Genomic DNA, 16,177 nt, shown 5'->3' on the forward strand with positions numbered 1-16,177 from the left:
GACCGGATGGCGCTCACCCACGCCCGCGATCTGTACACGCGGCGCAACGAGGGCGTGTCGATCTGGGTGGTGCGCTCGGCGCACATCGCCGCCTCAACCCGCGACGAGAAGGATCCGTTCTTCGAGCCCAGCGCCGACAAGGTCTACCGCCACCCGACCTTCTACGACATCCCCGACGACGTCCCGCACATCTGAAGGAGAGGGCATGAGTGACGACCACGTCTACCTGACCCTCGCCGAGGGACACGAGGACGACACCCGCTGGGCGTACGGCACCGGCTTCGAGGACCCCCTGCACGGTGTCGACACCACCGTGCCCGAGGGCGTCGACACCGGCGAACTGGGCTCCCTCTGCCTGGCGTTGGCCGACGACGCCCTGATCTCGGCGCAGCGCCTGGCCGAGTGGATCACCCGCGCCCCCGAACTGGAGGAGGAGGTGGCCCTGGCCAACATCGGCCTCGACCTCCTCGGCCAGGCCCGCCTGCTGTACTCCCGCGCCGGCCAGGTCGACGGCACCGGACGCGACGAGGACGCCTACGCCTACTTCCGCGACGCCGGCGACTTCCGCAACGTACGCCTCGCCGAACTGCCGAACGGCGACTTCGCGTTCTCCATCGTGCGGCTGCTGGTGCTGTCCAGCTGGCGCCTGGCGCACTTCGAGCAGCTGACCTCGTACCCCGACCCCGTCCTGGCGGCGATCGCCGCGAAGGGCGTCAAGGAGCTGGCCTACCACCGGCAGTACGCGGCGGAGTGGGCGGTGCGCCTGGGCGACGGCACGGACGAGTCGCACCGCCGGATGCGCAAGGCCCTGGAACAAGTCGCCCCCTACCTGGGCGAGTTGTTCACGGCGTACGACGTACGGGACGAGGTCGTCGCGGTGCTGAAGCAGGTCACCGAGGCGGCCGGCCTGCCGATGCCCGTCTACCGGCCGCTGCCCGGCACCGGCCGTGCGGGCGAGCACACCGAGCATCTCGCGCCCCTGCTGGCCGAGTTGCAGAGCGTCGCGCGCGCCCACCCGGAAGCCGCGTGGTGATCATGCCGGACACCCTGCTCGACGCACGACGCGCCCGGCACCTCGCCGAACAGGTGCCGGACCCCGAGCTGCCCATGCTCACGCTGGCCGACCTGGGTGTCCTGCGGGGCGTCGAGGTGACCGAGGACGGCACCGTCGTCGCGAGCCTGACACCGACCTACTCGGGCTGCCCGGCCATGGCCGAGATGCGCGCCGACGTGGCCGCGCGGCTGCGGGAGGCGGGGTACGCGCGCGTGGAGATCCGTACGGTGCTCGACCCGCCGTGGACGAGCGACTGGATCACCCCGGCCGGCCGCCGCAGACTCGCCGAGCACGGCATCGCCCCGCCCGGCCCCGCCCCGCGCGGCGGCGGCCCTGTCCCGCTCGTGCTGTCCCCCACCCGGCACGCGGTGACCTGCCCGCGCTGCGGCTCGGCGGACACCGAGGAGACGTCCCGCTTCGCCGCCACGTCCTGCAAGGCGCTGTGGCGCTGCCGCGCCTGCCGTGAGCCGTTCGAGTACGTCAAGGAGATCTGAATGGAAGGCCTGAAGGAAGCACAGACGGCTGCGACGGTAAGCCCGCGCACCCGCCGCCGTCCGGCCTTCCACGCCCTGCGCGTCGCCGCCGTACAGCCCCTGTGCGCGGACGCGGTCGCCGTCGGCTTCGACATCCCGGAGGAGCTGGCCGAGGAGTTCGCCTTCGCGCCCGGTCAGTCGCTGACGCTGCGGCGCGAGATCGACGGGCGGGACGAGCGGCGGTCGTACTCGATCTGCTCCCCGGTCGGATCGAGTCCCCGTATCGGCGTACGGGTGGTGCCGGGCGGGCTCTTCTCGTCCTGGCTCGTCGACGGCGTACGCCCCGGCGACACCGTCGAGGTCATGGCCCCCACCGGCGCCTTCACGCCCGACCTTGCCACGCCCGGCCATCATGTGCTGATCGCGGCGGGCTCCGGCATCACCCCCATGATGTCCATCGCCGAGTCCGTCCTGGCCGCCGACTCGCGCTCGACGGTCACCCTCTTCTACGGCAACCGCCGCACCGGCACCGTGATGTTCGCCGACGAGCTCGCGGACCTGAAGGACCTGTACCCGACCCGGTTCCAGCTCGCCCATGTCCTGTCCCGTGAGCCCCGTGAGGCGGAGGTGCTCTCCGGCCGGATCGACGCGGACCGGCTGGCCACGCTGATCGACGCGCTGGTCGACGTCCCGACCGCCGACCACTGGTGGCTGTGCGGCCCGCACGGGATGGTCCGGGACGCGCAGCGGGTGCTGGAGGGCCTCGGTGTCCCGGCGGAACGTGTCCATCAGGAGCTGTTCTACGCCGACGACGAGCCGGTGCGGGAGGTGCACCACGAAGAGGGCGGCCCGCAGGGGCCCGTCAGCCAGGTCACCATCACCCTCGACGGCCGGTCCACCACCGCCGCCCTGCCGCGCGAGCGGACCATCCTCGACGGCGCCCAACGCACCCGCCCCGACCTGCCGTTCGCCTGCAAGGGCGGTGTCTGCGGGACCTGCCGGGCCCTGGTCACCGACGGCAAGGCCGACATGCGGCGCAACTTCGCGCTGGAAGCGGCTGAGGTGGATGCGGGCTATGTGCTGACCTGCCAGTCGTACCCGGTCTCCGAGACGCTGACGGTGGACTACGACAGCTGAGCCGCCGGGAAGTGTTGAGTGGCGAGGAAAGCGAAAGGGCTAATTCAATGAGGTTTGAGAAGGAAGCCCCTTCATGGCCTCGCCACGTCAGACGCTATCAGTCACGCCGGGATCAGGTCGCGCAGATTTTCGGGCGTCACGATCCGTGAGTCCGGGTGCAGTCCGTCGGGACGCCGCATTCCGATGTAGGTCACGGGACCCTCGGGAACCGACTCGCCGTCCCACAGGGTCGTCGTGGCGTCCATCAGGCCGGTGAGGTAGCGCACCGTCAGCTGCTCGCGCTCCACGATGCCGCGCAGCAGCGTCGCCACCGACACCCGGTTGCCCTCGACCCGGTTGGACGTCGGCGTCCCCTTCAGGTACAGGTGCAGCCACTTGGCACGCCACCGGCCGTCGGGTCCGCGCAGGAACGCCAGCGGCAGCGCCACCCGGCCCGGACCGCGCAGCTCCGACTTCATGCGCACCGTGCGAGGCTCGAACGGCCGGCCCCGCTGCTCGCCCTCGCGCAGCATGAACCCGAAGAACGACTCCTCGACCTCCTCGAAGCCCTCCCCCTCGAAGATGTTGACCTGCGGGACGATGTAGGTGCTCCGCACGGCGCCGAGGCGCAGGTCGATGAACTCCGAGGCCCCGTCGGGCGCCTCGGTGACGTCACCGGAGTGCTCGCCCTCGACACCGCGCAGATTGGTGTACGACAGCCAGGAGGCGGTCGAGTAGTCGCCCTTCAGCAGCAGCGCCGACAGGTCGTAGTCGGTGGTTCGCCCGGTCTCCTTCCAGTACACGAAGAAACGCAGCAGCTCCCCGTCGACCGGGGACACCGAGCCGCGCGGCAGCACGCCGAGCCCGGCCGCGGTCGCCTTGCCGCTGAGCGGCAGCGCCACGTCCAGGACCTCCGGGTCGATCAGCAGCCGTCCCGGGGCGGGCAGACGGCGGCGCAGCTCCGTGTCGAGCGCGGCGATCAGCCGCTTGCGCTCAGGCGGCAGCACGGGCGGGCGGGTGTCTTCGGTGACCCAGCCACGGCCGTGGCGGTTGACGAAGACCCGCCGCTCGCCCGTCTGCTGCGCCCGGTTGTGCAGATGCTCACGCATCGACAGCACGACCCGGCCCGACACGTCCGGCGCGACCTGCTCGGCGGCGGCCACGACGGCATCGCGATCGTCCTGGGTGAGGGCGGCGCGCAGCAGCCGGTCCAAGGCGCGGAACAGCTTGCCCGGCGCTGACTTCAGCAGCTCCACCGCGCCGGTGATGTCGTTCTCGTCGAGCAGCTCCTCGACCCGGCTGTCGACGGAGCGCGCGGTCTTCTCACCGCGGGCGACGGCGAACACGTCGGCCGCGTGCGGCCACTGCGGATACTCGTGCGGGTGCAGCCGCTCGCCCAGCCGCTTCCACATCTCGCGGTGCGCGTGTACGTCGGCGAGCTTGACCGGCGCCGCGGCGACGACCGTGTCGAGGCCCGCGAGCAGCGCCCGGCGCACGGAACGCGGGAGGGTTCGGAATCGTGTCGGCTCCTGGAGGCTCACGTCACCGCCGGACAGCGCACAGGCCAGCCGCAGCGCGTCCGTGACCGTGTCCAGCAGCACGCCCGCGCCCGCCATCAGCCGTGCGTGGTTGACCACGGCCCGGTTCTCCCGCACGGGAATGGTCTCGGGCTGCGGCCCGTCCACGCAGTGACCGGCCAGCCGCTGGAGATCGCGCACACCTTCCTCGTCCAGCGGCGTGCTGCTGCCCGCCAACGCCAGGTACAGGGCGGTGACTTCGTCGTCCAGGGTGCCGCCCAGGTGCAGGACCGTCATCCGGTCGCCCGCCGCGGTGATCAGCTCGTCGTGGTGGGTGAGCATCTCGGCGTACGTGTGCTGGTAGGTGCCGTACGTCGGGAGGGTGAGCAGGTTCACCACCCCCGTGCTCAGCTGCTCGAGCGTGCTCCCGCGCGTCGCGTCGTCGGCGAGTGCCTCGGCGATGCAGCGCATCCAGAAGTCGTACGTGTCGGGTACGTTGGCCGGGAAGTCGATGAAGTACACGTTGTGCTGCACATGGTCGCCGACCATCTCGCGGACGGTGCGCAGCGTGCGCACCGCGGTGTCCACGACCGTGCTCCCGGACAGCCCCGACAGACGCGTCAGCAGCTCCGCCGAGAGCTTGAAGCCCACGGACATCAACGCGGCGTCGAACTGCCGCGCCGCGACGGCGCCTTCCCCCGCGGGTCCCGTGGGGGAGGGGAGGCGATGGGCGTGCCGGATGACCAGGGGTTCGAGAGGGTGGACCATTCCGGGATGGTCCCAGACCCACACGCGTGTTCGCATGCGGGTTTCCGCGTCGGACCCGAGGTCAGGACTGCTGAGCCGCCCGCTCCGCGTCCCGCTTCTTGATCCGGGCCGTCTCCTTGCGGACCTCGGCCTGGGTGGCGCGCTCCTTCTGCAGCCACTCCGGCTGCTCCTGCTTCAGCGCCTCGATCTGCTCCGTGGTGAGGGGTTCCGTGACGCCGCCCCGGGCCAGGCCCGCGATGGAGACGCCCAGCTTCTGGGCGACGACCTGGCGGGGGTGCGGGCCGTTGTGCCGCAGCTCCCGCAGCCACTGCGGCGGGTCCGCCTGGAGCGCGTTCAGCTCGGCGCGCGAGACGACACCCTCACGGAATTCGGCGGGGGTGGCCTCGAGGTACACACCCAGCTTCTTCGCCGCGGTGGCGGGCTTCATCGTCTGGGTGTTCTGGTGCGACGTCATGCCTTCCAGGGTATCGACTGGGTGAACCGGCGCCGACCACGGCCGGTAACCTGGCCAGGTGACAGGCTCGGAAGCACCCTCGTCGTCCCCGGAAGCAGCCCCTTCCACCCCGGCAGCAGCGCCGTCCTTCCGGCTCGCGTACGTCCCGGGGGTGACCCCCGCGAAGTGGGTGCGGATCTGGGAGGAGCGCTTCCCCGGCATCCCCCTCACCCTGCACGCGGTGACCGCCGCCGAGGCGCAGGACGTGCTCCGCGCGGGCGACGCCGACGCAGGTTTCGTACGGCTGCCGGTCGACCGTACGGTCTTCAGCGCCATCCCCCTCTACACCGAGACGACGGTCGTCGTGGTCCCCAAGGACCACCTCGTCGCGGCCGTCGACGAGGTGACCGCCGAGGACCTGGCCGACGAGGTCGTCTTCCACCCCCTCGACGACGTCCTGGACTGGGAGCGTCCCCCCGGGCAGCCCGCCTTCGAGCGCCCCGCGACCACCGCGGACGCCGTCGAGCTCGTCGCGGCCGGCGTCGGCCTGCTCGTCGTACCCCAGTCGCTGGCGCGCCTGCACCACCGCAAGGACCTCACCTACCGCCCTCTCGTGGACGCCCCCCAGTCGAGCGTCGCCCTGTCCTGGCCCGAGGACGCGACCACGGACCAGGTCGAGGACTTCATCGGCGTCGTCCGGGGCCGCACGGTCAACAGCACCCGGGGCCGTACGACGTCCCAGGCCCCGGCCGCCTCGGAACAGCCGAAGCGCAAGCGGGCCGAGTCCGGGGGCGGCACACGGCGGCAGCCCGCAGCCGGCGGCCGCGGCCAGCGCGGCGGCTCCGGCGGCGCCAAGGGCACGAAGGGCGCGAAGAGCCCCCGGCGCGGCAAGCCCCGCCGCCGGTCGTAGCGGCCGGACGCACTCGCCGGTCGTAGCGGACCCGGGCTCACTTGGGCGGCAGGCTCGCCGCGAAGGCGCACCCCTCGTCGATCCACGCCCCGAGCACCTCGTCGTCCACGAGCGCGTCCCCGGCGACCACGATCCAGCCCCGCATCGGCCGCCCGGTCATGTCGAAGATCCGGGTGCCCGGCCTGGCCAGGGCCGCGTCGGTGCCGTCCGGGCCGACGCGGACCATGAGGTCGTCGCCGCTCACGCCGACGGCCATGTTCCCGTGCACCAGGAAGCCGATGCCGCCGAACATACGCTTCTCGGCGACGCCCGCCGCATCGCCGAGCCACTCCCTGACCCGCTGGGCGAGCCCCTCGTCGTACGCCATGACCACCCCTCACTCAGCGTGTCCCGTGAGCCTGCGTTCCAGGTCGCGCAGGTCCTTGCCGATGTTCGAGCGGACCTGGCGGGCCATGAGGGGTGCCGCCGGCCGGAAGAGGCCGCCGCTGCCGCCGCGGACTCGGATACGGGCGAGGGTACCGTCCGGGTGCGGGTCGAAGGCGTAGGTGACGTGCATCGGCATCGGTCCGGCCACGGACACCATGTCGAGCAGCCGGGGGAAGTCGTACGACGCCACGCGCAGCACGTAGTCGATGCGCCGGCCGAGGAAGTGGGCGGTCCGCGTGACCTCGGCGCCGACCCCGAAGCCGCCCGCGTCACCCTCGCGGGTCAGCTCCGCGGTGCGGATCCCCTGGGTCCAGTCGGCGTCGTGGCGCCAGTCCATGGCGTACTCCGCGACCTGCTCGGGAGGGAGCGGGATCACCCGCTCCGCCGCCACGTCGATCGTCATGGCCGCACCTCCTCGGGAAGGCATCCGCTGCCGACTCCAGGATCCCTGACTCGAGCGGGACGCCGGCTCGTCACTGCCTCGCCCGGCACAGCCAGTCGTAAGCCGACCGTGCCGTGAACTCCCGCTGCCCGCCTCGCACGAGCAGCCCGGCCGTCGCGAACTCCGGGGCGTCCGCGTGGGCGGCCACGTACGGGATCGCGATGCACCGCATACCGGCCGCGTGTGCGGCGGCGGCGCCCGGGGCGGCGTCCTCCACGACCACACAGTCGGCCGGAGCGGCGCCCAGTCGGCGGGCCGCCTCCAGGAAGACGTCGGGGGCGGGCTTGCCGTGCTCGACCTCGTCGGCCGAGACGACGGTGCGCAGGTGGGCGTCCAGGCCCGTGCCGGCCAGGATCGTCGTGATGGCCTCGGGGGAGGAGCCCGACGCCACGGCCATCGGGACGCCGTCGGTGGCCAGCAGTTCCACGAACTTGCGCATCTCGGGGTACACCGGGGTGGCGATGCCTGCCAGCTCCAGGTAGCGGCGGTTCAGCTCGTCGAGCAGCTCGGTGCGGGGTGTCGTGATGCCGTACCGCTCCTGCCACATCCCGAGCGTCTCCCACGTGCCGATGCCCACGTACTGCTCGTTGTCGTGCCAGGTGAATCCGGGCGCCCCGTGACCGGCGAGCAACTCGCGCGATGCCTCGTAGTAGTTGGGCTCGCTGTCCACGAGTGTGCCGTCGAGATCGAAGATGACCGAGACGCCGCTGAGACCGCTCATGGCCCCAGGATGTCAAAGGTCATTTCCGGGCCGCCGCCCGCCCGATCGACTCCACCAGCGGCAGCAGCCGGTGCGGGACGCGCTCGCGCAGGGCCACCTCGGTGCGGGTGCGCACGACGCCGGGCAGGCTGATCAGTTTCTGGATCACGTCCTCCAGATGGGCGTTGTCGCGGGCCACCACCCGGGTCAGCAGATCTCCGCCGCCCGTGATCGAGAAGGCCTCGACGATCTCCGGTACGGCGGCGAGGGCGTCGCCCACGTCGTCCAGGTGGCCCTGGGTGACCTCGATGTGCACGAACGCCAGCACCGGATGGCCGAGGGCGGCCGGGGAGAGGGTCGGCCCGGTGCCGGTGACCACGCCGTCCCGCTCCAGCCGGTCGAGCCGCGCCTGCAAGGTGCCGCGCGCGACACCGAGGATGCGGGCGTACTCGCGCACGCTCGTGCGGGGCTGCTCCAGCAGCAGGCGCAGGATGCGGGTGTCGAGCTCGTCCACGGCCATGGGTCCCAGCCTCTCTCCGTATGTGGTCCGTTGGCTCGCTGATGGACGAGCGGAGACCGATATGTCTGTGCCAATGGTCCAGCGTATTGGAGGCCACTTGAGCCAGTCGCCTCGGTGATGCTGCAATGGAGCGGTCGATGGCGCTGCGGATCCCGCGGCGCCTTTTGCATGCCGGTCGAGAGGGGCGGTAGTAGTGCTGAAGAGGGTGTTCGTGGCTCCGGACCCGGGGCTGGCGCGGCTGCGCTCCGCCGTGCGGGCCGTCCTCGGCGTCGGGCTCGCGGTCGTGGTCTGCGCACTGGCCGGACACTCCCTCGTCGGTGCCGTCACCGGCGGGCTCGCCGCACTGCTCGCCCTGTTCACCGTCACCGACGCCAGCGTCCGCGGCCAGGCGGTCACCACCGCGCTGCTGCCGGTCGTCGGCCTGCCCGTCCTCGCGGCGGCGGCCGAGCTGCACGACCACCCGGTCGCCCGCGACCTCACCTTCCTCGCCGTCGTCGGTGCCGGCGTCTACGCCCGCCGCTGGGGACCGCGCGGGCACAGCCTCGGCGTGTTCGCGTTCATGACCTTCTTCGTGGCGCAGTTCCTGCGGGCGACCCCGCGACAGCTGCCCGAGCTCTACGCCGCCGTCCTGCTGTCGCTGCTCACCGCGGCCGTGGTGCGCTTCGGGCTGTGGTGCTACGAACGCCGAACGCCCCCCGCGCCCGTCCCCGCACCGCCGGGCGGCAGCGGCCTGGCGCGCGTGACCACGCGCCAGGCGATCCAGGCCACCGCCGGCGCGGGCTTCGCCCTCGTCGTGGGCCAGCTGGTGTCCGGACAGCGCTGGTACTGGGCCGTCGGAGCGACCTGGTGGATCTTCGTCAACACCGCCTCGCGCGGCGAGACCCTGGTCCGCGGCTTCCGCCGGGTCCTCGGCACGGTGATCGGCATCGGTCTCGGCCTGCTCGTCGCGGTCCCGCTGCAGGGCGCGGCGATTCCGACGGCCGTGCTCCTCGCCGTGTGTGTCTTCGGCATCTTCTACACGGCCGCCGTCTCCTACACGTGGATGATGCTCTGCGTCACGGTGCTCGCCGAGCTCCTCTACGGCCTCCTGGGCGTCCTCGACCCCGCCCTGCTGGCGCTGCGGCTGGCCGAGACCGGCGTGGGGGCGCTCGGCGCGGTGCTGGCCGTGCTCCTCGTCCTGCCCGTCACCACCCACACCATCACCGACGCCTGGATCCAGCGGGCCCTGCGCTGCGTCCACGCGGCCACCGCCGAGGCCGCCGCACGCCTCGCCGGTGACGAGAGCGCCGACCCGGCCTCGCGGGTGGCCGAACTGGAGCAGCTGCTCGCCCGGGTACGGCTCTCGGTCGCCCCGCTCGTGCACCCGCTCAACCCGGTGCCGGCCCGCAAGCGGCGCGCCCGCCGGGTGCTGGCCCTGCTCGACGACTGCGCCCGCGAGATCCGCGGCCTGGTCGCCGTCGCAGCCGATCCGGAGGCCTCGCACGACGCCCGCCTGGCCGCCGCGTGCTGGCGCGTCGAAGCCGCGGTGGAGGCGCTCACCGGCGGCACGGACGTCACCGCCCCCACCGCGCAGCCGGCGGCTTCACACCCCGCGCTGGCGCATCTGCACGGCCTGGAGCGGGCCCTGGCCGAGTTGGCCCAGCCCTTGCGCGCGCCGTCCGACGCGCGGCTCGTGGCACAGCAGTCGTAGCTCCGCCCGGACCGGGACCGGGCGCGTTCCAGCGCGCCGACATGGTCAAGTCGCTTTGTCGACCCGCAGAGGGTGGATCAGCGCTTTCGTCGGGTAACTCCGGACCGTCGGACGCACGGAGCCCGCGAGCCGTGCGGGAGCGGCCCGCGGGTGAACCACCTGGGGTATGCGGTGCGCAACCTCCCGGCGGGCACGGAGTTTTGGTCTAGACCGATAGTCATCCGCTGCTACCGTCGCCCTGGACGGCACCCGACCGGAAGGGGACAACGGTGGCAGATGTCGGCAGACGGGGAGGACGGGCCTACATCGGGTCGTTCACGGCGGCCGGTGGCCAAGGCATCACCGTGGCCGCCGTGGCTGCGGGCAGCGGCGCGCTGACCGTCCTGAGCCGCGTGGACGACCTGCCCGATCCCGCGTACCTGGCCCTGTCGCCCGCAGGCGACACGCTCTACGCGGTGAGTGAGACGGCCGAGGGCGCGGTGGCCGCGTACCGCGTGACCGGAGATGCTCCAGAGCCGCTCGGACCGCCGGTGCCGGTGGGCGGCAGCGGGCCCGTGCACCTCAGCCTGTTCGCCGGTCACGTCCTGACCGCCAACTACGGCACCGGCAGCGTCACCGCCGTCCCCGTCCGCGCCGACGGCACCCTCGCGGACGCCCCGTCCGGCGTCCTCCACCACACCGGCTCCGGCCCGCACACGCCCCGCCAGCAGGGCCCGCACGCCCACCAGGTGCAGCCCGACCCCAGCGGCCGCTGGGCCGTCAGCGTCGACCTGGGCACCGACTCGGTGCGGGTGTGCGCCCTGGCCGACGGCACGCCCGACATCCACCGGGAGATCGCCCTGCGGCCCGGTTCGGGCCCCCGCCACCTGGCCTTCCACCCGGACCGCAGCTACGTGTACGTCCTGAACGAACTCACCCCCACCGTCACCGTCTGCCACTGGGACGCCGACGACGGCACGCTGAAGCCGCTGGCGGAGACACCGGTGCTGCCGGGCGCCCCGGCCGGGGACGCCTACCCCTCGGGCATCGTCGCCTCGCCGGACGGCCGCTTCGTGTGGACCGCCACCCGCGGCGAGGACGTGCTGTCCACGTTCGCCGTCGAGGGCGAGGAGCTGCGCCTGATCGGGACCGTGACCTGCGCCGGGCACTGGCCGCGCGCGATCACCGAGGCGGGAGGCGTCCTGTACGTCGCGAACGAGCGCTCCGGAGACGTGTCCTGGTTCGCCGTGGACCCGGACCTGGGGCTCCCGCGCTACGAGGGCTCGATCGAGGTGCCCGCGGCGTCCTGCGTGGTCGTCGGACCGGATCCGGGCCGGGTGTGACCGGATGCCGAAGGGCCCGCTCCCGGTGTGGAGCGGGCCCTTCGGCGTTACGACCGTGTCCGACCGTGTCTCGGGCGTCAGCGGACCGGCGTGCCCTGCGGCTGCGGGGCGATGCCCAGCGCCGTCGTGTACTTCGACAGGGCGAGCTTGCCGATCGCCGGGTAGGGGCCGAGGGCCTCGGCGGCGGAGCAGCCCGCCTCCTGCGCGGCCTCCGCGATCAGGCTCGGGTCGATCTCCGGCCCTATCAGGTACGGCGCCAGCGCCAGCTGCTGCGAGCCCGAGGACCGCAGCTGCTCCGCGACGGACGCGATCGAGCCCTCCTGGTCCAGGGCCGCCGCCATCACCGGCACGGCCAGGCGCGCGGCGAGCAGCATGCCGGTGATCCCGGCCGCCTGCACGGCCTCCTCGCCCCCGACGGAGGCCAGGATGATGCCGTCCGCGGCGGTCGCCACGGTGAACAGGCGGGCACGGTCGGCGCGGGCCAGACCGGCCTCCGACAGGCGCACGTGCAGCGCCTCGGCGAGCAGCGGGTGCGGGCCCAGCACGTCGGTGAGGTCGGCCGCGACCCGGCTGTCCATCACGGCCTGGCGGATGACGCGCAGCAGCGCGTTGTCCGGGCCGGCGAGCAGCGGCACGACGACGGCGACGGGGCCCTCCGGCTCCTTGACGTCCACACCCGCGGCGATCGCCTGCTCATAGCGGGCGCTGCGCTCCTGAGCGGTGTGCACGAGCACCGACTGGAGCGTGGGGAACTCCGCATCGTCGCCGTCGACGTACCCGATCCGGGCGTCGAGGCCGGGGAGCTCGGAGCGGGCGATGCTCACGACCTCGTCGGCGAGGCCGCGGGTGGCGGCGCTCGGCGTGCCCGGCACCGCGAGAACGAGCGCGGGCGCGCCCTCGGGAGCCGCCAGGGGTTCGGGTCGACGGTGCCGCCCGGGCTGGCGGGGGCGCGGCATTCGTACTGGCAGGCCGGACGCGGGCCCAGTGGGGGAGCTCATGGCGCCGCATGTTACTGGTTTCCTGGGCTCCCCTGTTCGGGGAGGGTGCAGGTGAGCGGTATCCGTCCGCTTTTGTCTGATTGAGTTACCTGCAGTCCGGAACCGAACGGCGCGGGGGATCAGTCCCTCTTTCCTGTCATCACGCAGAGCAGCGCCTCGTCACCCGGCAGGGTGAGCGCACCCGTTGCCAGCTCGGCCGCGATGCGTACCGACCCCAGCAACGGATCCCCGTCGGCCGGCACCCGGCGCGCGTGCGGCAGCCGCTTCGACAACTCCTCTTCCAGCGGTACGACAAGAGGGTCGCCCATCTTGAACAGGCCGCCGGTGAGCGCGACTTGTGGCTCGCCGGCCGCCGGGCAGACGGCGGCCGCCGACTCGGCCATGTGCCGTGCGGCGGACCGCAGGATGTCCGCCGCCACCGGGTCCCCGCCGGCGCAGGCGGCCACCTGGGGAGCGAACGAGGCTAGGACGGCGGGGCGGTCCGGACGCGGGTACAGCCTGCCGGGCAGCCCTGGCACGGGGCCGAACATGTCATTGACGCGGGCCAGCAACGCGGCCGACCCGCCGGGCCGGCCGTCGTACGCCCGCAGCGCCGCCTCCAGCCCCGCCCTTCCGATCCAGGCACCACTGCCGCAGTCGCCGAGCAGATGCCCCCAGCCGTCCGCACGGCGCCACCGTGTCAGATCCGTGCCCATCGCGATCAGCCCCGTACCGGCGGCGACCACGGCACCGGGCCGCGACCCCAGAGCGCCCGCATAGGCGGTGACGGCGTCGGCGGCGAGAGCGAGGCGCCCGATGCCGAACTCCCGCTCCAGCGCGGCCGGCAACTCGGCGCGCAGGGCATCGCCCAAGGTGGCGAGCCCGGCGGCCCCGATCACGGCCGTACCCAGTCGCTCGACCCCGCTCTCGGCGACCAGCGCCCGGACCATGGGCACCAGTTGTTCCATCAGATGCCCGGGGTCGAGGCCCCGGTCACCGATGCGGACCGGCTCGCGGGACTCCCGCCGGGCCGACACCCCCTCCTCGACGGTGCCGACGACGACCCGCAGGCCCGAGCCTCCGGAGTCGACGGCGAGGAACCCAGCGGGCTCGGTCACGGCAGGCGCCAGTCCACCGGCTGTCCCCCCTGACGGATCAGCAGGTCGTTGGCCCGGCTGAACGGGCGGGAGCCGAAGAAGCCGCGGTCGGCGGACATGGGGGAGGGGTGGGCCGACTCCACCGACGGGAGGTTGCCGAGCAGCGGGCGGAGGTTGCGGGCGTCACGGCCCCACAGGATGGAGACCAGCGGCTTGCCGCGCCCGGCCAGCGCGCGGATGGCCTGCTCGGTGACCTCCTCCCAGCCCTTGCCGCGATGCGCGCCCGGTTTGCGCGGAGCCGTGGTGAGCGCCCTGTTGAGCAGCAGCACGCCCTGCTGGGTCCAGGGCGTCAGATCGCCGTTGGAGGGCTGCGGCAACCCCAGGTCGGTGTTCAGCTCCCGGAAGATGTTGATGAGACTGCCGGGCAGCGGACGCACCTCGGGCGCGACCGAGAACGACAGCCCCACGGCATGGCCCGGCGTGGGATACGGGTCCTGTCCGACGATCAGGACCCGCACCTCGTCGAAGGGCTGCTGGAAGGCCCTCAGGACATTCGCTCCGGCCGGCAGATAGGTGCGTCCCGCGGCGATCTCCGCGCGCAGGAAGTCGCCCATCGAGGCGATCCGTTCGGCAACGGGTTCCAGGGCCTTCGCCCAGCCCGGTTCGACGATTTCATGCAAGGGTCGTGGTGCCACGGGCGTCACCCTACTGCCGTGGCGGCAGCGGCGATCAACCAGTGGCCAAGACCGGCCCGTAAGCTCTGACGGCTCATCCGATCACCGCGGCCCGCACACACAGCACGTCCGGCAGATGCGACGCCAGCTGCTGCCAGCTGTCGCCGTCGTCGGCCGACGCGAACACCTCGCCGTTGCGGTTGCCGAAGTACACGCCCGCCGGGTCCGCGTCGTCCGTGCACATCGCGTCGCGCAGCACCGTGCCGTAGTGGTCCTCCTGCGGCAGGCCTGCCGACAACGGCTCCCAGGTCTTGCCCGCGTCGGCCGTGCGGAAGACCCGGCACCGGCGGTCGGCCGGTACGCGGTCGGAGTCGGCGTTGATCGGGAAGACGTAGGCCGTGTCGCCGCGGCGGGGGTGGGCGGCGGCCGCGAAGCCGAACGTCGACGGCAGGCCCTCGCCGATGTCCGTCCAGTGCGCGCCCGCGTCGTCGCTGCGGTAGACACCCCAGTGGTTCTGCAGATAGAGGCGGTCCGGATTCGCCGCGTCGCGCGCGACCTTGTGCACGCACTGGCCGAACTCCGGGTTCGGGTCCGGCAGGAACACCGCGGAGACACCGGAGTTGGAGGGCGCCCAGCTCGCGCCGCCATCGGTGGTCCTGAACACACCGGCGGTCGAGACGGCCACCGTCACGGCCTTCGGGTCGCGCTTGTCGGTGAGCACGGTGTGCAGGCCCTCACCGCCGCCGCCCGGCACCCACTTCGAGCGCGTGGGGTGCTCCCACAGCGGTCGCACCAGCTCGAAGGTCTCGCCGCGGTCCGCCGAGCGGTACAGCGCGGCCGGTTCCGTGCCCGCGTACACCACGTCCGGCTCGGCGGCCGCCGGGTGCAGCTGCCAGACCCGCTCCAGCGAAGCCCCCGTGTCCTTCGGGAACTTGACGGCCGGCTGCGCCGGCTCGGTCCAGGTGCGGCCCAGGTCGTCGGAGTGGAACACGGACGGGCCCCAGTGCGCGCTGTCGCCGCCCGCCAGCAGCCGCGGGCGCTCGCCGCGGGTGTCGATGGCGACCGAGTACACGGCCTGGGCGTTGAAGTAGGGACTCTCGTCGAACTCCCAGGTGCCACCTCGCCTCCGCCCGATAAACAGGCCCTTGCGGGTGCCCACGGCGAGCAGTACCTCGGTCATGCCGATCACCTCCGGGACGTCTTTGTCTCAGGTACCGGCCAGTCTGCACCCCGGCACTGACAGTCACCTCAGGAAACGCTGACGTCGCAGGTCAGGGCGGCGATGATAGCCCGCTGCCGGGAGTCGCGGGGCGCTTTCGCGAAGACGCCCGCACCGGTCCGGGACTCCGTGCGACGGTCGACTCCGGGTGCGTGCCGTGAGCATCCAGCGGCCGTCCGCCGTATGGGAGGGCGGTCGGTCCGGCATGTTCGTGCGCTCATGAGGAGGAAGCCGTCGATGGCGTTCCGTGGTCCGAAGGTGTGGCTGTGGCGTTGGCGGCGCAATCCGCTCAAGCGCCGGGCCGATGCGGTGGAAGCCTGGGTCCTGCTCGCCGCCTGGGCGCTCACCGTCCTCGCCGGGGTGCTGGCCGGTCTGGCGACGGCCCGCACGGTGGAGCAGGGAATGGCCCGGGAGCGCGTCGAGTGGCGGCCCGTCGTCGCCCTCCTCGCCGAGCACGCACCGGGCACCGCGGACTCCCGCACGGGCACGACGAGCGGCGCGAGCGTGTGGGCGAAGGTCCGCTGGAGCGCGCAGGACGGCTCGGCGCACACCGGGCAGGCCCGCGTCCGGCCCGGCAGCGGCGTCGGCACGCCGGTCACCGTCTGGACGGACCCTCAGGGCCGCCTGGTGACCAAGCCCGCCTCTCCCTCCGAGGCCCGCTCACGAGCCGCCCTGGTCGGCGGCCTCGCGGGCCTGTGCGCCGCATCCCTACCCTTCGTCGCCGGCCGGGCTCTGCGCGGTCGCCTGGAGAGCCGGCGCATCGATCAGTGGGGCTATGAGTGGGCACGCTTCGGGCCGTTGTGGGGTGGGCGGACGACCGGGTGACGCCGGGTAGGTTC

General features: G+C 72.9%; 18 protein-coding genes. 8 read left to right on the plus strand and 10 right to left on the minus strand.

Going from position 1 to position 16,177, the window contains the following annotated elements:
• From paaB to paaE, 4 genes are all read left to right on the plus strand, one after another.
• Positions 1 to 195 (plus strand): 1,2-phenylacetyl-CoA epoxidase subunit PaaB (gene paaB, locus ACIBU0_RS40775; protein ID WP_398829007.1); only part of this gene is annotated, 195 nt, incomplete at its 5' end.
• Positions 196 to 205: 10 nt separating this feature from the next.
• Positions 206 to 1,033, plus strand: a complete 828-nt coding sequence (paaC, locus tag ACIBU0_RS40780) for a 1,2-phenylacetyl-CoA epoxidase subunit PaaC (RefSeq protein ID WP_398829010.1) — start codon at positions 206 to 208, stop codon at positions 1,031 to 1,033.
• A gap of 2 nt (positions 1,034 to 1,035) precedes the next feature.
• Positions 1,036 to 1,548, plus strand: a complete 513-nt coding sequence (gene paaD, locus ACIBU0_RS40785; protein WP_398829012.1) for a 1,2-phenylacetyl-CoA epoxidase subunit PaaD — start codon at positions 1,036 to 1,038, stop codon at positions 1,546 to 1,548.
• Positions 1,549 to 2,664: a 1,2-phenylacetyl-CoA epoxidase subunit PaaE gene (gene paaE / locus ACIBU0_RS40790; RefSeq protein ID WP_398829014.1), complete on the plus strand. Its 1,116-nt coding sequence runs from the start codon at positions 1,549 to 1,551 to the stop codon at positions 2,662 to 2,664. It begins immediately after the preceding gene.
• Positions 2,665 to 2,765: 101 nt separating this feature from the next.
• Here paaE and ACIBU0_RS40795 read toward each other — a convergent pair whose 3' ends face one another.
• Together ACIBU0_RS40795 and ACIBU0_RS40800 are read right to left on the minus strand one after the other, a co-directional pair.
• On the minus strand, positions 2,766 to 4,928 hold the full coding sequence (locus ACIBU0_RS40795) for a hypothetical protein (protein WP_398829016.1): 2,163 nt from the start codon (positions 4,926 to 4,928) through the stop codon (positions 2,766 to 2,768).
• Between the two features lie 61 nt (positions 4,929 to 4,989).
• Complete coding sequence (locus ACIBU0_RS40800) at positions 4,990 to 5,382, minus strand: DUF5997 family protein (protein ID WP_398829018.1); 393 nt, start codon at positions 5,380 to 5,382, stop codon at positions 4,990 to 4,992.
• Between the two features lie 58 nt (positions 5,383 to 5,440).
• On the opposite strand from ACIBU0_RS40800, the gene ACIBU0_RS40805 reads away from it, so the two are divergent.
• Positions 5,441 to 6,271, plus strand: a complete 831-nt coding sequence (locus ACIBU0_RS40805; RefSeq protein ID WP_398829020.1) for a LysR family transcriptional regulator substrate-binding protein — start codon at positions 5,441 to 5,443, stop codon at positions 6,269 to 6,271.
• Positions 6,272 to 6,308: 37 nt separating this feature from the next.
• On the opposite strand, the gene ACIBU0_RS40810 is transcribed toward ACIBU0_RS40805, so the two are convergent.
• The 4 genes from ACIBU0_RS40810 to ACIBU0_RS40825 all read right to left on the minus strand — a co-directional run bounded on the left by ACIBU0_RS40810 (position 6,309) and on the right by ACIBU0_RS40825 (position 8,359).
• Positions 6,309 to 6,638, minus strand: a complete 330-nt coding sequence (locus tag ACIBU0_RS40810) for a TfoX/Sxy family protein (RefSeq protein WP_398829022.1) — start codon at positions 6,636 to 6,638, stop codon at positions 6,309 to 6,311.
• 9 nt (positions 6,639 to 6,647) lie between these two features.
• Positions 6,648 to 7,100: an SRPBCC family protein gene (locus ACIBU0_RS40815; RefSeq protein WP_398829024.1), complete on the minus strand. Its 453-nt coding sequence runs from the start codon at positions 7,098 to 7,100 to the stop codon at positions 6,648 to 6,650.
• Between the two features lie 70 nt (positions 7,101 to 7,170).
• Positions 7,171 to 7,860, minus strand: a complete 690-nt coding sequence (locus ACIBU0_RS40820; RefSeq protein ID WP_398829026.1) for an HAD family hydrolase — start codon at positions 7,858 to 7,860, stop codon at positions 7,171 to 7,173.
• A gap of 19 nt (positions 7,861 to 7,879) precedes the next feature.
• Complete coding sequence (locus ACIBU0_RS40825; protein ID WP_398829028.1) at positions 7,880 to 8,359, minus strand: Lrp/AsnC family transcriptional regulator; 480 nt, start codon at positions 8,357 to 8,359, stop codon at positions 7,880 to 7,882.
• A 193-nt stretch (positions 8,360 to 8,552) separates the two neighbouring features.
• Here ACIBU0_RS40825 and ACIBU0_RS40830 point away from each other — a divergent pair, with 193 nt between their 5' ends.
• Both ACIBU0_RS40830 and ACIBU0_RS40835 read left to right on the plus strand, forming a co-directional pair.
• Positions 8,553 to 10,049 (plus strand): FUSC family protein, encoded by a 1,497-nt coding sequence (locus ACIBU0_RS40830; protein WP_398829029.1) that lies wholly within the window; start codon positions 8,553 to 8,555, stop codon positions 10,047 to 10,049.
• A 269-nt stretch (positions 10,050 to 10,318) separates the two neighbouring features.
• A complete protein-coding gene (locus tag ACIBU0_RS40835) occupies positions 10,319 to 11,371 on the plus strand; it encodes a lactonase family protein (protein WP_398829032.1) in 1,053 nt (350 codons plus the stop codon).
• A 77-nt stretch (positions 11,372 to 11,448) separates the two neighbouring features.
• Here the strand turns inward: ACIBU0_RS40835 and ACIBU0_RS40840 are convergent, their stop codons facing one another.
• The 4 genes from ACIBU0_RS40840 to ACIBU0_RS40855 form a co-directional block, all read right to left on the minus strand.
• The gene (locus ACIBU0_RS40840; protein ID WP_398829034.1) at positions 11,449 to 12,369 is read right to left on the minus strand and encodes a sirohydrochlorin chelatase; all 921 of its coding nucleotides are present in this window, start codon (positions 12,367 to 12,369) and stop codon (positions 11,449 to 11,451) included.
• A 119-nt stretch (positions 12,370 to 12,488) separates the two neighbouring features.
• Positions 12,489 to 13,466, minus strand: coding sequence for an N-acetylglucosamine kinase (locus ACIBU0_RS40845; protein WP_398829036.1), 978 nt, complete (start codon positions 13,464 to 13,466; stop codon positions 12,489 to 12,491).
• Positions 13,463 to 14,140: a uracil-DNA glycosylase gene (locus ACIBU0_RS40850; RefSeq protein ID WP_398829038.1), complete on the minus strand. Its 678-nt coding sequence runs from the start codon at positions 14,138 to 14,140 to the stop codon at positions 13,463 to 13,465. The genes ACIBU0_RS40845 and ACIBU0_RS40850 overlap by 4 nt, the downstream gene beginning before the upstream one ends.
• Before the next feature lie 73 nt (positions 14,141 to 14,213).
• A complete protein-coding gene (locus ACIBU0_RS40855) occupies positions 14,214 to 15,299 on the minus strand; it encodes a WD40/YVTN/BNR-like repeat-containing protein (RefSeq protein WP_398829041.1) in 1,086 nt (361 codons plus the stop codon).
• Between the two features lie 276 nt (positions 15,300 to 15,575).
• Here ACIBU0_RS40855 and ACIBU0_RS40860 point away from each other — a divergent pair, with 276 nt between their 5' ends.
• Positions 15,576 to 16,163 carry a hypothetical protein gene (locus tag ACIBU0_RS40860; protein ID WP_398829043.1) on the plus strand — a complete coding sequence of 196 codons (588 nt, stop codon included), beginning with the start codon at positions 15,576 to 15,578 and terminating at the stop codon, positions 16,161 to 16,163.
• Positions 16,164 to 16,177: the final 14 nt, after the last annotated feature.

Source organism: Streptomyces sp. NPDC049627 (assembly GCF_044465645.1).
In the GTDB taxonomy this organism is placed as follows: Bacteria; Actinomycetota; Actinomycetes; order Streptomycetales; family Streptomycetaceae; genus Streptomyces.